The 14,878-nt window shown below is 58.9% G+C and carries 14 protein-coding genes; 9 read left to right on the top strand and 5 right to left on the bottom strand.

The annotated features are described in order from the left end of the window. Positions 1-56: 56 nt before the first annotated feature. Positions 57-512: a methylated-DNA--[protein]-cysteine S-methyltransferase gene (locus ACYQ54_RS09935; protein ID WP_460081564.1), complete on the bottom strand. Its 456-nt coding sequence runs from the start codon at positions 510-512 to the stop codon at positions 57-59. A 130-nt stretch (positions 513-642) separates the two neighbouring features. On the opposite strand from ACYQ54_RS09935, the gene ACYQ54_RS09930 reads away from it, so the two are divergent. From ACYQ54_RS09930 to ACYQ54_RS09915, 4 genes are all read left to right on the top strand, one after another. Further along, a complete protein-coding gene (locus ACYQ54_RS09930; protein WP_460081562.1) occupies positions 643-1,548 on the top strand; it encodes a DMT family transporter in 906 nt (301 codons plus the stop codon). Positions 1,549-1,678: 130 nt separating this feature from the next. Continuing rightward, positions 1,679-2,323, top strand: coding sequence for a L,D-transpeptidase (locus ACYQ54_RS09925; protein ID WP_460081559.1), 645 nt, complete (start codon positions 1,679-1,681; stop codon positions 2,321-2,323). A 103-nt stretch (positions 2,324-2,426) separates the two neighbouring features. Next, complete coding sequence (locus ACYQ54_RS09920; RefSeq protein ID WP_460081557.1) at positions 2,427-2,963, top strand: OmpA family protein; 537 nt, start codon at positions 2,427-2,429, stop codon at positions 2,961-2,963. Positions 2,964-3,078: 115 nt separating this feature from the next. Continuing rightward, entirely contained in the window at positions 3,079-4,170 is a 1,092-nt protein-coding gene (locus ACYQ54_RS09915) for a LacI family DNA-binding transcriptional regulator (protein ID WP_460081554.1), read from the top strand. A 159-nt stretch (positions 4,171-4,329) separates the two neighbouring features. Here the strand turns inward: ACYQ54_RS09915 and ACYQ54_RS09910 are convergent, their stop codons facing one another. From ACYQ54_RS09910 to ACYQ54_RS09895, 4 genes are all read right to left on the bottom strand, one after another. Beyond that, on the bottom strand, positions 4,330-5,958 hold the full coding sequence (locus tag ACYQ54_RS09910; RefSeq protein ID WP_460081551.1) for a BCCT family transporter: 1,629 nt from the start codon (positions 5,956-5,958) through the stop codon (positions 4,330-4,332). A gap of 29 nt (positions 5,959-5,987) precedes the next feature. Beyond that, on the bottom strand, positions 5,988-6,401 hold the full coding sequence (locus tag ACYQ54_RS09905) for a universal stress protein (RefSeq protein ID WP_460081548.1): 414 nt from the start codon (positions 6,399-6,401) through the stop codon (positions 5,988-5,990). 330 nt (positions 6,402-6,731) lie between these two features. Beyond that, positions 6,732-8,903: a diguanylate cyclase gene (locus ACYQ54_RS09900; protein WP_460081546.1), complete on the bottom strand. Its 2,172-nt coding sequence runs from the start codon at positions 8,901-8,903 to the stop codon at positions 6,732-6,734. Between the two features lie 150 nt (positions 8,904-9,053). Further along, positions 9,054-10,235 carry a pyridoxal phosphate-dependent aminotransferase gene (locus ACYQ54_RS09895; RefSeq protein WP_460081544.1) on the bottom strand — a complete coding sequence of 394 codons (1,182 nt, stop codon included), beginning with the start codon at positions 10,233-10,235 and terminating at the stop codon, positions 9,054-9,056. A 229-nt stretch (positions 10,236-10,464) separates the two neighbouring features. Between ACYQ54_RS09895 and ACYQ54_RS09890 the strand changes: the two genes are divergently transcribed. From ACYQ54_RS09890 to ACYQ54_RS09870, 5 genes are all read left to right on the top strand, one after another. Next, positions 10,465-11,550: a CobW family GTP-binding protein gene (locus ACYQ54_RS09890; RefSeq protein WP_460081542.1), complete on the top strand. Its 1,086-nt coding sequence runs from the start codon at positions 10,465-10,467 to the stop codon at positions 11,548-11,550. 12 nt (positions 11,551-11,562) lie between these two features. Beyond that, positions 11,563-12,540 carry a WD40 repeat domain-containing protein gene (locus tag ACYQ54_RS09885; protein ID WP_460081540.1) on the top strand — a complete coding sequence of 326 codons (978 nt, stop codon included), beginning with the start codon at positions 11,563-11,565 and terminating at the stop codon, positions 12,538-12,540. A gap of 36 nt (positions 12,541-12,576) precedes the next feature. Next, complete coding sequence (locus ACYQ54_RS09880; protein WP_460081538.1) at positions 12,577-13,077, top strand: DUF2937 family protein; 501 nt, start codon at positions 12,577-12,579, stop codon at positions 13,075-13,077. A 99-nt stretch (positions 13,078-13,176) separates the two neighbouring features. Next, on the top strand, positions 13,177-14,076 hold the full coding sequence (locus tag ACYQ54_RS09875) for a LysR family transcriptional regulator (RefSeq protein ID WP_460081535.1): 900 nt from the start codon (positions 13,177-13,179) through the stop codon (positions 14,074-14,076). A 172-nt stretch (positions 14,077-14,248) separates the two neighbouring features. Beyond that, positions 14,249-14,812: a TetR/AcrR family transcriptional regulator gene (locus tag ACYQ54_RS09870; protein ID WP_460081533.1), complete on the top strand. Its 564-nt coding sequence runs from the start codon at positions 14,249-14,251 to the stop codon at positions 14,810-14,812. Positions 14,813-14,878: the final 66 nt, after the last annotated feature.

Genomic DNA, 14,878 nt, shown 5'->3' with positions numbered 1-14,878 from the left:
GTTTGAGGCAATTCTCCTTGCCGCCTGCCGGCACGGCTCCGGAATGCCGCAAGGCGTTACACCAGGAAGGGATATCCACCTTCCAGTTTCAGGAGCGCGATCTTGGTTTCCGTTCCGCCCGATCCGGAATAGCCGCCGAGGCCGTTGGCCGACAGGATCCGGTGACAGGGAATGACGATAGGGATCGGGTTGGCGCCGCAGGCCTGGCCGATGGGCTGGCCGTATGTATCCAGCTCCTTCGCCAGATCGCCATACGTCCGGGTTTGGCCATAGGGAATGGCCAGCATTGCCTTGAATACGGCCTGGTGCAACTCACCGCCTTTCGGCGCGAGCGGCAGGTCGAACGTTTTCAGATCGCCGGCGAGATAGGCCTGAACCTGTCTTGCAGCTTCCTTCAGCAAAGGTGTTTCTTCTTTGCCAGGAACGCCGTTCCAGTGTATCTGGGTGATTGCGCCGTCATCTTCCCGAATGGAAAGGCGTCCCAGCCATGTTTCAATTTCTGCAACCGGCATAATCGTCCCCACGTGTCTTTGAACCTAGGTAGTGGGTCGGCGTAATTATCACAACCGGGCCGTTCCCGCCGGAACCCGTCCGCAAGTTTCTATTCATCTGCGGATGATCATTTGAAGAGGGCCGCCCGCGATGGCGCATGACAGTCAGGACCGTTCGGTCAGCAATGCAGCTGCCGCCGCGGCTCCGCTTGCCGGGATAGGTCTTATCGTGCTGGCCTGTCTCAGTTTTTCTGTGCTTGATGCAACAGCCAAATACATGTCTGCCAGCCTGCCGACGCTACAGATCGTCTGGATGCGCTTTGTCAGTCACGTGATCCTGTCGCTGGTGCTGTTTCAGGTCTGGAAAAAGCCCTCTCTGCTGAAGACCAAACGGCCTGTGCTGCAAATCGTGAGGGCGTTCTGCCTGCTCGGTACGACCATCTTCAACTTCCTGGCTGTCCGCTACCTGCAGCTGGCCGAAACCATGTCGATCATGTTCGCCGCTCCCTTCGTGATTACTGCGCTCGCCGGGCCGCTTCTGGGCGAATGGGCGGGGTTGAGGCGCTGGGTGGCGATCATTGTCGGCTTCGTCGGCGTGCTGGTGGTCACAAGGCCTGGTCTTGGCGGCATGCACTGGGCCGCGATCTATTCCGTGGCCGCCATGTCGTTTTATGCGCTCTATGCGCTGCTGACCCGTCAGCTCACGGCAACGGACAGTTCCGCGGGCATGCTGATCATATCCGGTATTGTTGCCGCCATCGCCATGGCACCGGCCGGTATCACCGTCTGGGTCACGCCGCCGGACGTCTGGACATGGGTGCTTCTGTTTGCGACCGGGGCTTTCGGGGCGGGTGGACATTTCCTGTTCATCATGGCGCATCGCATTGCGCCCGCGCCGGTGCTTGCACCCTTCATCTACACGCAGATCGTCTGGATGATCGCGCTGGGGTTCCTGGTTTTCGACGACGTGCCCACCTACACCACCATTCTCGGTGCTGCCATCGTCGTCGCGTCCGGCCTCTACATCCTCTACCGCGAGCGCGTGAAGGGCATCTGATCAGGCCCGCATTTGCCCGGACGCTGTCCTTAGACGGTTGACGGGGTTGGATAGTTCCAGTCTTAATACCCGCCGGGGTTAATAAAACCGCCGGTCAGATAGGATCACCAGCCTTTAAGGGAGGTGTGGGATGGAGCTGAACCGACGCAGGTTCTTGACAGGGGCTGCAGCCACAGCAGGCGCATTGGCCTTGCCGCGGGTGGCGCATGCCAATGCAGCTGCAAACGCTTATTTCAGTGGCTATCAGGAAGATAGCGGCTTCCAATACCGGAAAACCAATTTCAAAAAGATCGATCCCGTCTGGCATCGGCAGATGGTGAAGTATTTCAGCGACGAACCGCCCGGAACCGTGGTGGTCGATACCAACAACCACTTCCTCTACTGGGTTTGGGAAAACAACACCGCGCTGCGCTACGGTGTCGGTGTCGGGCGCGAGGGCTTCCAGTGGTTCGGCCGTGCACGGATCGACCGCAAGGCCCTGTGGCCGCGGTGGGTGCCGCCCCCGGAAATGCTGAAGCGCCAGCCGGACCTGCCAAGGCTGGTCGAAGGCGGAGCCGCCAACAACCCGCTTGGACCGCGGGCGTTGTATCTTTACCGGGATGGGACGGACCTGGGCTACCGGCTGCACGGCACGCTGGAGCCCTGGAGCATTGGCCACGATGTGTCGAGCGGTTGCGTGCGCATGTTCCCGGAAGACATTGTCGACCTTTACCAGCGCTGCCCCAAGGGGACCGGCGTTCTGGTGCTGGAGCATCTTGGAGAGAAAGCGGGCTGAGGCCGGCAATCCGGAGCAATTTGCAATCGGCCGGCGGAGCTTCAGCCTTCAGGACTGAGAACCGCCGATCGAGGGGAAACATTTAAAGGATTTGGGGGCTTCCTTGGGAAAGAATTCGGGCCGGATCGGCCGGGGCGCGGTATTTGCGCTCATGATTGGACTAGGTTTGGCCGCCTGTAACAGCGCCGGCGGATTATCGTCACCGGATGTGACCAATGCTCCGGCCGCAGGCTTCGGCAATATTTCGCCGGGTTCGGAAGAGGAATTCATCATCAACGTCGGCCGCCGGATCTATTTCGATCAGGGATCTGCCGTCGTTACCGATGAGGCTCGCATCACAATTGAAAATCAGGCCAAATGGCTGAAGAAGAACAAGAAGTGGCTGGTCAAGATCCAGGGTCATGCCGACGATCCGGGCAGCGAGGCCGCGCAGAAGACCCTGTCGACCCAGCGGGGCAACGCGGTCATGGCTGAACTGGTCAAGCTCGGGGTCAATCCCAAGCGCATGTGGGTCAAGGGATACGGCGTGGAACGGCCGGTGACGGATTGCGATCAGGTGACCTGCCAGTCGCAAAACCGCAGGGTTGTCGTCAATCTGCGCGAGGAGTACGACGATTCCGCTCCTGCAGGCCGGCGCTGATCTCGTTGTCGGGTTTTGATCCCAAACTTCAGAAAAACAGAAAAACCTGTTTACCCAGAAGGGAGAGGGCTATAACGGTCTCTCCCATCGCCGCTGTGGTTATTGAGAAATAGGAATGTCTGAAGACAACGGTTCCCCTCCCTCCCAGCCGGAATTTCCGCCAAAGCCCGGTAAAAGGCTCACCCTCGGGCATATCGCCGACCAGCTCGGCATTTCGACGGCAACCGTGTCGCTGGCGCTTCGGGACAGTCCGCTCGTTGCCGAGGAAACCCGGGCGAAGGTCAAGCAGACCGCGGAGGAGATCGGGTATATCTATAACCGGTCAGCGGCTTCCCTGCGCACTGCGCGCAGCCAGATTGTCGGCGTTGCCGTCCATGACATCCTGAACCCCTATTTCGCGGAAGTGTTTTCCGCACTCGAGGATGTGCTGGAAGAGCAGGGGCAGATGATCTTCATCTGCAACCACCGGGACGACGTCAAACGCCAGCGGGCGTTCGTCAACACCTTGCTGCAGCACCGTGCGGACGGGTTGATCCTGTGTCCGTCGGTCGGAACGTCAGCCGAGGAAATCAACAGGCTGGTCGATCAGGGAATTCCCGTGACGCTGGTTGCGCGCGAGGTTCCGGGTGTCTGGGCGCCCTGCGTACGCGGCGACGATCTCGCCGGCACCTATCAGATTACCAGGCACCTGATCAAACAGGGGCACAAGGACATCGCCATGGTCGGCGGCCGACGGGGAAGTTCGACCGGCCGCTACCGGAATGCCGGATGGCGCAAGGCGCTGGAAGAAGCGGGGATCGATCCCGCCAGCCAGCTCGACCTGCCCGAACTGATGACCCAGGCCGACGGACGAGCCGCGGTGCCGAAGATCCTGGAAGCCGAGCACAGGCCCACAGCCATTGTCGGCTTCAACGATCTTGTCGCCCTTGGAATGATGACCACGTTCCGGCGGGCGGGGATCGAGCCGGGGCCCGACATGGCAATTACCGGATACGACGATATCGACGGTGCCGATGCGCGCACGCCGGCGCTGACGACTGTGTCGGCCCAGCCGGACAAGATCGGCCGTCTGGCGGCGCTGACCTTGCTGCGCCAGATCGCGGGCGACCGCGTGCCCAATACGCCCATTGTCATAGAGCCTGACGTGCGGATCCGCGAAAGCTCGCCGCCGCCCGGTGTGCGGCTCGCTCCCAAGCTGGCGGACTAGACAAGACAGGCTGCTTTTTGCCGCCTGGCTTCATTGGTGCTTGCGACCACCCTTTCCAGTATCATCCGTCTCGGTGGTTCGAAGTGTGAGCCGAGAGGCGTTCACACATGAAAACGGGCGGCCAGAGCCGCCCGTTCCTGGTGCCGTTGCTGACTTCGATCAGCGTGGTTCGTCCGCCAATCCCTTGAAGATGGCGTAACAGGCCAGAAGCAGCACGATCGTGAAGGGGAAACCGGTCGAGACCGCCATCGCCTGCAGGGCACCGAGGCCGCCGCCCAGCAGAAGCGCGATTGCGACCAGTCCTTCGAAGGTGCACCAGAACACGCGCTGCGGCACCGGAGCATCGACCTTGCCACCGGCGGTGATCGTGTCGATCACCAGCGAACCGGAGTCCGAAGAGGTGACGAAGAACACGATGACCAGAATGATGGCGATGAACGAGGTGATCGAAGCCATCGGCAGATCGGCAAGCATGCCGAATAGCGACAGCTCGGGGCTGTAGCTCGCAATCACATATTCATGCACCTGGCTGTCGCTGCTGGCCAGGACCTGCTCGATGGCGGTGCCGCCGAACGCGGTCATCCAGATCACCGAGACGATGGTCGGAATGATCAGGACGCAGACGATAAACTCCCGAACAGTGCGGCCACGGCTGACGCGTGCAATGAACATGCCGACAAAAGGCGACCAGGAAATCCACCAGGCCCAGTAGAACGATGTCCAACCCTGGCGGAAGCTATCGTCCTCGCGGCCGAATGGCATCGACAGCGGTACGATTTCCCTTCCATAGGCAATAATGTTGGAGAAGAAGTCGGAGACCAGCGTTGCGGTTGGCCCTGCGGCAATCACGAAGACCAGCAACAGCGCTGCGATCAGCATGTTGATTTCCGACAGCACCTTCACGCCACCATCGAGGCCGCGCAGCACCGATACCAGCGCAATGCCGGTGATGCCGATGATCAGCACGATCTGTGCCGTGACGCTGACTGGAATGCCGAAGACGAAATCGAGGCCGGCGTTGGCCTGTTGAGCGCCGAAGCCGAGCGAGGTGGCGAGGCCGAACAGGGTGGCGAACACTGCCATGATATCGATGATATGGCCCGGCCAACCCCAGGTGCGTTCACCGAAGATCGGATAGAACACCGAGCGCATGGTCAGCGGCAGCCCCTTGTTGAAGGAGAAGATTGCAAGAGCGAGTGCAACCACTGCGTAGATCGCCCAGGGGTGCAGACCCCAGTGAAAGATCGTTGCAGCCATGCCCATGGCCTTCGCAGCTGCGACGTTTTCCGGAATGAGATTTCCGTCTGCGTCAAAAGGCTTGGGCACGCCGACCGGCTCGGAAAAGGCCATGTGATAGACGGGTTCCAGCACCCCGAAGAACATCAGGCCGATGCCCATGCCTGCGGCGAACAGCATGGCGAACCAGCCGAAATAGGTGTAGTCGGGCTCGGCGTCCTTGCCACCGATGCGGACGTTGCCGAGGGGGGTGACAATCAGCGCCAGGCAGACGAGGACGAAGACGTTGCCGGAAATGATGAAGAACCAGTCGAGGTTCGAGGTCAGCCACTTGCGCAGATGATCGAACATCGGTCCGACTTCGGTCTGAAAGGCAAGGGTCAGAAAGACAAAAGCAACGATGGTGAGGCCGGAGACCAGGAAGACCGGATTGTGGATGTCGAGATTGAAGGGACCGACAGAGGTCTCGATATTGTCCTGGCCAATCTCATATTCGGTATCGATGAGATTGGCGGCACCTTCCGGATCCGGAATGCCTTGATTGTCGCTCATGGGAGCGCTCCTTTTGTTCGGGAAACGGGTTATCTCACAAGGAAGACGGATACGTCTGCGTGGCTTGCGACGCGGCCACCGTTCGACGGCCAGAAATGATCCGGCAGATTTGGAATATGCGTCGCCATGACCACCAGATCCGCCCCGGTGTCATGAATCGCCTTGAGAATCGCATTTTCCAGATCGATTGCCGGGTCATGAGAGAACACGGCATGGCCAGATGCGGTGATGCCGTGTTTCTGCCCTTCTGTGGCAGCGTAGGCAGCGAGCTTTTCCCGAAACTCGTCCGGTGTGTGGGCCAGGGCACTCGGTGTATTCGAAGTTACTGCTGCAAATACCACGGGAATACTATTGGTTTTTGCCAGATAAGCGCCTACCGAGATGGCTTTTTCAAGTTTATCCGCATGACTCAAGTCAATTGGAACTAGTATTTTTGTGAACAAATGTCCCTCCTAGATCTGTTCTAGCAAGAATATACAAGATTCAAGCTATAGAGGTCCGCGCGCGGAGGGTTCGTTTTAGTATGCCATTTTAAGGTAATGTCGTTTTGTCCCGCTCCGCTGTGATTAGACTACTGTCGCATATGCGGAGGGTGGCGTCAAAAGAGCGTCAAGAACAGGCTGTGACGCGACATATTGGCGCGCCTAGATCGAAAAAAGGTCTGAATTTCGCGCGCGAACCATGGAAAAACGCTACGGCATCGTCTGCCGTGACGCGATTTCGAGGCTGGCTGCCCATTTAGAGCAGATCTGGTTCGAGCCGATCGGGTCCGGTCAGACGGCCGGCGTATGCTCCGATTGCGGAGCCTTGTAGGCGACGCATTTGTTGCGGCCCGTCGACTTGGCTTCATAAAGCGCCGTGTCCGCCTTTTGCATGAGCGTCGAAAACTCCAGATCTTCCCGCGCTGCGGTCGCAAGCCCCATGCTGCAGGTGACGACCTGATTGACGATGTCCAACTGGCACTCTTCCATGATCTTCACCCGCAGGCGTTCACACACCAGCATGGCGTCGTCCATATCGGCATTGTGCAGGATCATGCAGAACTCTTCACCGCCGACACGGCCGAAGATGTCGACCGCACGCAAGGCACCACTGACGGTGTCTGTAAATTTCTTCAGGACCTCGTCGCCCGTTGCATGTCCGTACAGATCGTTGATCTGCTTGAACTTGTCGATGTCCATCATAACCGCGGTGAAGGGATGCTTGGTGCGGCGGTACCTTTGGACTTCGGTGCTGGCGCGTTCCAGGAAGGCGCGGCGGTTCAGGATCTGGGTCAGGTCGTCGATGCTGGCGACCCGCTCCAGGTTGATCTTGGCGTTCATCAAGGCCTGATGATCACGCTGGCGGGCAATCTCGTGTCCGACCCAGTCGGCAAACTGGCGCACGATCTGAAGGTCGGAGGCTGTAAACGCCTGTTTGCGAGCTTCCGGGGCGGTGAAGTTGATCGTCCCGTGGACCTCGCCGTCCACCAGCAGCGGTGCGCCGATGTAGGTCTCCAGCTTGAAGATCTCGTGACAGGGATGCCTGGCGAACTCGGAGTTTGCGGCATTGGCGGTTGCAAGCGGCTCATCGGCCTTCAGCGTCAGCAGACAATAGGTGTCCTGCAGCGGGAACGACGTGCCCGGCACAAGTTCTCCGTCGGGACTCTGGGCGTGCGTGATCGTGTAATGGTCATCGATCACATGGCTGATGATGCCGAACGGAACCTCGAAATGCTCGGTACCAAGGCGCAGGATCTCGGCGATCTTGTCTTCGTGGCCGAGTTCGCGTGTCGAGGTTATTGCGTAAAGCTCGGCCAGCGTCCGTTCTGTTTTCTTGCGGTTTGTAATGTCCGAGAGCAGCACCACGATGGCGTCAACCGCGCCGTCGTCGCTGAAGCGAGGATTACAGCTCATCAGGCATTCGCGCAAAATGCCGTCAGGAAAATGAAGACTGATTTCCGTCGATACCTTTTCGCCGTTCAACGCTTCACCCAAGATCGACCGTAGGGTTTCACGTTCCTTCCAGGGCAATCGGTCACGAAGCCGCGTGCCGATCAGGTTTTCCGGTGTCTCCTGAAACCAGTCACAGGCGGTCTTGTTGATGAAAAGGCACTTTCCGTCCCTGTCGACCTCGGTAACGCTGGCAACGATATTGTCCGCCATCAGGCAGAGGTTCTTGTAGGCGCTTTCCGCCTGGGCCTGCGCCCTCTTGAGTTCAGTGATGTCAAACCGGATGCCGGCGATCCCGCCATTGCGGGTGCGGGTTTCGGAAATGCGCAGCCAACGGCCGTCACTGAGGTTTTGTTCCAGGACTGTTCCGTCTCCGGCCTGATGCCGTTCGAGACGTTCCGCGAGCCATTCGTCGTCCGTTTTACCGCCCGTGTCGTACTGCTTCCGGTTCAGACCGAACCGCAGGATGTCCTCGAAGCGGTTGCCGGGGAACATTGCAGGTGCCGAGTGGCTGTAGATTTCCCGGTAATTGTCATTGCAGATGACCAGACGGTCATCCTTGTCGTAGAGCGCAAACCCTTCGGAAATTGCATCCAGGGCATCTTCAAGCGTCAGGGCGATATCGCTGAGTTTGCTTTCGAGTGCTTTTCGCTCCGCCTGATCGCGTGCGATAAACAGGATGCCGGTCAGATTGTGGTCTGCATCGAAAAGAGGCGCACTGACAACCTCTACCGATACGGTCGAACCGTCTTCGAGCAACAGATCAAGCGCGTAGGCCTTGCGGTTTCGGTGATCCGTCGGAGTTTGGTAGAGCTCCGCAATTTGCGCAAACTGGTTCGGGTCTGCGAAAAACCGCTTCGTCGTGGTGCCGACAACGTCTTCGCGATCGACCTTCAGCAGGGCGGCCATGGCCTTGTTCATGAAGACGATGGAGCGCTCGGGGTTGGTGACGAGGACACATTCGTTCAGATCGCCGAATGTCTGTTCAAGATCCAGGTTGATGCTCTTGTCCATATCTGTCCCCGTGGTCCTGCCGTTGCGCGGCATCGGAGCCATTCAAACCAATAAAAGTTTAATAAAAACGATACGCAGTAGCAGACTCCTTGAAGAAAATGCGCAAAATAACCTATGTAATGTCTAGCGACTGGTATTTGTGCCAAGTGTCTAAATCTTGCGGTTTACGTTCAGGAATTTCTCTATTCGCCCGAGAGCATCGCGGATGTTGTCCGTCGAATTCGCGTAAGACAACCTGATGTATCCTTCGCCCAATACACCGAAATCTGGGCCGCCAATGACCGCAACGCCGGCTTCTTCCAAAAGCGCCGAAGCAAGTTCCTTGGCCTTCCAGCCAGTCTTCTTGATGTTGGGGAACGCATAAAAGGCACCAAGCGGGACACGGCAGGATACACCTTCGATGGCGTTCAGGCCGTCGACCGTTACCTTGCGCCGGCCGTCGAATTCCCGAACCATGTCCGCCACAGCGGTTTGCGGTCCCGTGAGTGCGGCAAGGGCGCCGAACTGGGCAGGTGCGTTGACGCAGGACCAGGCGTTGACCGCCAGTTTGCGCGCCTTGTCGATCAGGCCGTCGGGCCAGAGGGAAAAGCCCATCCGCCAACCCGTCATGGCATAGGTTTTCGACCAGCCGTCGAGCAGGATGAGGCGGTCGCGCAGGGAAGGGAAGCCCAGCAGCGAGACATGCTCCATGCCGTCGTAAGTCATCTGCGAGTAGATTTCATCGGACATGACGGCGACATCGGGAAACTGCTCCAGTCCGGCGACAAGCTTTTCGATCTCCGCTCTCGGGGTGACGCCCCCAGTGGGATTGGCCGGTGAATTGAGGATCAGCAACCGGGTCTTGTCGGTGATCAGGGAAAGCGTTTCGTCCGCCGAAAAGGCAAAGTCGTTTTCCTCGCGGATCGGAACCGGCACGGGGCGGGCTCCGGTGAACTCGATCATCGAACGGTAGATCGGAAATCCCGGGTCGGGATAGAGAATCTCGCTGCCCGGTTCGCCGAACATCAAGATGGCCATGAACATGGTCACCTTGCCGCCGGGAACGATCAAAACGTTGCCGGGGTCGGTTTCCACGCCGTGACGTTTCAGGAGGTCGGCGCAGACCGCCTCGCGCAAGGGGGCAATGCCGGTCGCCGGCGTGTAGCCGTGCTGGCCATCGCGCAAGGCCTTGATGGCCGCTTCCACGATGTGATCCGGCGTTTTGAAATCTGGCTGGCCGATGCCCAGATTGATAATGTCGCGACCCTGTCTGGCAAGTTCCGTTGCCCGCGCCAGCACGGCAAAGGCGTTTTCTTCGCCAATCCGGTCAAATCCGCCAATCGTGTGCAGCATTTCGGTCTCCCATGCCTGTGCGCTTTCTGGAGGTGACGTTAATGCGGTGGGGAAGGGCTTGAAAAGGCTTATGAACGGCTAAAGCGTTCGGGTGAGTGTCCACAGGCCTGCAGAGTTGAGGGAAATTTCCGTACCGCCCTCCCAATGCGGCGGCGAAATGCTTATATTCGCGGCCAAGCGGCCCGCCGACCGGCGGGCGACCCCTTATCTCCTGCCAGGAAAGCGCGCAATGACTGCGACCCAGGACAGCCAGGCACAGATTCCCGTCACCGTGTTGACGGGATATCTGGGTGCCGGCAAGACCACTCTTCTCAACCGGATTCTGACCGAAAACCACGGTCAGCGATATGCCGTCATCGTCAATGAGTTCGGCGAAGTCGGTATCGACAACGATCTGCTTGTTGAATCCGACGAAGAAATCTTCGAAATGAACAACGGCTGCATCTGCTGCACGGTGCGCGGCGACCTGATCCGCACAGTGCAGAACCTGATGAAGCGCAAGAATGCCTTTGATGCGATTATCGTGGAAACCACGGGTGTTGCCGATCCGGCGCCTGTCGCACAGACATTCTTCATGGACGATGATGTCCGGGCTGCGGCGAAACTCGACGCGGTCGTTGCCGTGGTCGATGCCCGTCACGTCCTGCAGCGCCTGGAAGACACCGAAGAGGCCGAAGACCAGATCGCCTTTGCCGACGTGATCCTGATCAACAAGACCGATCTTGTTTCGAGCGAGGAGCTTGCGACCGTCGAAGCGCGCATCCGTTCGATCAATCCGTATGCCGTGCTTCACCAGAGCGAGCGCTGCGGCATCGAGATTGCCAAGGTCCTCGACCGGGGTGCGTTCGACCTCGACCGGATACTGTCGCTAGATCCGCATTTCCTGGAGCATGGCCATCATGCCGATGAATGCGGTCCCGATTGCGACCACGACCACCACCATCATGACCATGACCATGACCATCACCACCACGGTCATGATCACGGGCATCACCATCATCACCACGATGAAGACCCCCATTCGGTCAAGAGCATTTCCCTGAAGGCGGGCGACCTCGACCCCAACATGTTCTTTCCCTGGATCAACCAGGTCACGCAGGTTCAGGGTCCGAACATCCTGCGCTTGAAGGGCATCATTGCCTTCAAGGGTGATCCGCAACGCTATGTCATCCAGGGCGTGCACATGATCGTCGAAGGCGATCATCAGCGTGACTGGAAAGAGGATGAACCGCGGGAAAGCCGCCTGGTCTTCATTGGCCGCGATCTCAACTGGGATGTCCTGAAAGACAGTTTCCAGGCCTGCGCTGCGCAATAAGGAAGAAGACACTTGCCGACAGTTGCTCCCGTGGAGGTGGACGGCTACGTCGTCCGCGCCGGCTATCTGAAAGAAACGGCCTTTTTTGTATCCGGAGAAGGCGACATCGTCCTGTCCGGACAGGGCGAAACGAAACTGAGGCCCCATAAGGCCGGGATCCTGGCTGCCGCACCGGCCACCGACGGCAAGGGCTTGATCACGTCCGGCGACGACGGTTGCATTTATCTGAGTGCGGCGGACGGGTCCAGCAAATGCGTTGCCGAACGGCCGCGCAAGTGGATCGACCTGATTGCTGCCGGACCTTCCGGTGCATTGGCCTTTGCCAGCGGCCGCACTGCGTGGGTGCGGTTCGCTGACGGGCGCGAAAAGGAATTTGCCCATGAACGGGCCGTCGGCGGTCTTGCGTTCGCACCCAAGGGCATGCGGCTGGCGGTTGGGCGTTACGATGGCGCGACACTCTGGTGGGCCGGCACGGATGGAGCTCCGGTTGAGCTCAGCTGGAAAGGCGCTCATCTGGGTGTAAGTTTTTCACCCGACGGCAAGTATGTTGTCACCGCCATGCAGGAAAATGCCCTGCACGGCTGGCGACTGTCCGACAGCCAGGACATGCGCATGACCGGTTATCCGGCCAAGGTCAAATCGTTCAGCTGGTCGGTCAAGGGGCGCTATCTGGCGACCTCCGGTGCCAATGCAGCGATCCTGTGGCCGTTCTTCGGCAAGACCGGGCCGATGGGACAGACGCCCTTGCAACTTGGTACGCGCGGCGACAACCTGGTCAGTGCCGTTGCCTGCCATCCGAAGGAAGATGTCGTCGCCGTTGGTTATCAGGACGGCATGATCCTGATGTGCCGGTTCGAGGACAATGCCGAAGTTCTGCTGCGGCGGCCGGGGCAGGGGCCTGTGTCGACCATGGCCTGGGATGCGGACGGCGTCCGGCTGGTCTTTGGAACGGAAACGGCGGAAGCCGGGATTGTCAGTCTGCAGGACTGACCGCCCGGTGCACGGCAAGGGAGATCCTGACACCCGATGGCACGTATCATGATGCTGATTGTCATGTTGCTGAGTGGAACCGCGACGTCCCAGTTGCCGGAATTCACACAGCAATATCGTCAGCGGCTTGGTGGTGCCATCGACGCTCTGGAAGAAATACTGGCCGACTTCAATCGCGATGCTGCCCGCTATGGGCTGACGCCGGCGGAAGCCATCGCGCGTCAGAAATCTTCCGAAGATCCCTTCATCAGGTCGCGCGGCGACAGCATGCTGAACGCCGAAATCCGGTTGAGCCGGTTGAAGTTGCAGCGTGAAGAGCTGGAAACGGCAGGTCCGCTGGATCGCATGATCATCTTTGCGCGCGGCTTTGACCCGACCTTGGCGCAGGCAACGGCCAAGGACTACGAGCCGGCTGTCCCGGTGACGCCTGCCGGTTTTGCCAGTGCGGGTGTCGGCGCGCTTGGCGGCCTACTGCTCATGCGCCTTCTGATCGGCGCGGCGCGCCTGGGTCGCCGTTCGCGGCCTGTCCGGCACTGACCGTCCTGCCGGGGGCAGGCTTTGGTGAAGCCTTTGACCGGTCGCCGGAAAGTAGGCTAAGCAATGTCTTCATGAAGGCCCGAACGGGAAGGATGCCGGATGGACGCAATTACGCGGATGCGCTGCTTCATTCAAGTTGTCGATTCAAATGGATTTTCCGCAGCGGCCCGTGAGATGGGGCGGTCCAAGGCGCTGGTTTCCAAATATGTCGGTGAGCTGGAAGACGAACTGGGTGTGCGTCTGTTGAACCGGACCACGCGGCAGGTGTCGCTCACCGAAGTCGGTGAGGCCTATTACAAGGAAGCGGCGGAAATCCTGCAGCGGATTGACGATCTGCAGGCCTCTGTCCAGTCCTCGCATCAGGAAGTGCGCGGCCGTTTGCGTGTCTCGGCTCCCCGTTCGATGGGCGACGATTTGCTGAACCAGGCCATGATGCATTTTCTGGTCCGGTATCCTGAGATCAACCTGGACCTGAGGCTCGAGGATCGGTTCGTGGATCTCGTGGAAGAGGGATTTGATCTTGCCGTGCGGGTGACGCAGCTGGAGGACTCCAGCCTGATCGCCCGCAAGATCGCCCCCTTTCGTACCGTGGTCTGTGCCACGCCCGAGACGATCAAGACCCATGGGGTGCCCAAAGTGCCCGCGGATCTCTCCACGCGGCCCTGCATCATCGACACGAATTATCGCTACAAGCAGAACTGGGCCTTTTACACGAACGGTGAACGGTCGTCGGTGGCGGTCAAGGGGCCGCTGGAAGTCAACAGTGCCGCTGCGGCGCGCGACGCGGCGCTGTGTAACCTCGGTTTTCTGCGAACGCCGCTGTTTTTCGTGTCCAAAGATATTCGTGACGGCAATCTGGTCACGCTGCTGGAAGCCTATGAAGAGCCCATGCGCGGTATTCATGCAGTCTATCCGCATCGTCGGCACCTGAGTGCAAAGGTCCGGGCGTTTGTTGATTTTCTGGTCGAATGGTATTCGTCAGGTCAAAATGATTGTTGAATTTTTTATTCAGGATCAGGTATTTTTGGGTCCTTGAATTTTACGTTTCCCGATTTGATTTCCGTGCCGAATTGTTTTGGGCGTTGAAATGTAATCTTGAAATTTCTATCTATGGTTATTTAAGGGAAATTACGTACAATAAGTTTTGGTGAAGGTTCTCCTTGAAATACGGATGTATAAATCCCAAGGTTTACTCATGGAAAACGCGCAGGAACATATTGCGGCCCGTCTGGAAGAGGTTTTCTGGAGCCGGGGATTTGCCGAGCCGAGCGTTCCAGAACTCAGGGCCGGTGCCGGAGTGAGCATGCGTACGCTCTACCGTCATTTCCCCTCGCGGGAGGCGATGGTGCTGGGAGCCCTGGAATATCGGCACCGACGCTATCTCAGCTATGTCCGCGAGGGAGTGGCAGCGCCCGGCCTGGAAGCTGCCGTTCAGCTGTTCGACAAGCTGGGAGGCTGGATGCGCATGACCGCCGGCAAGGAGTGCCTGTTCCGTCAGGCTCTGGCGGCCAATCCCGACAGCACCGATATCGCGGCCATGGTCAAGCGGCACAAGGGTGAGCTTCTGCAATTCTTCGGCGAGTTGAGCGGACAGGAAAGCTTCGCTTCGCGGCTCTACCTGCTGCACGAAGGCGTCACGGCCTGCTATGCCGAAATGGGAGAAACGGCCGTGGAAGATGCCAAGAACCTTGTTCGGCAGATGTTCAAAGCATCAAACGAGCGACAGTTTTCCTGACCTCTGTCTCATTCGAAATCTTACATGCCACTTCGCATGGTCCCTTTCCGGATATTCGGAAGGGCC

Source organism: Roseibium sp. LAB1 (assembly GCF_054658235.1).
Note: the sequence above shows the minus strand (reverse complement) of the source record. Positions and strands in the feature narration are given on the sequence as shown.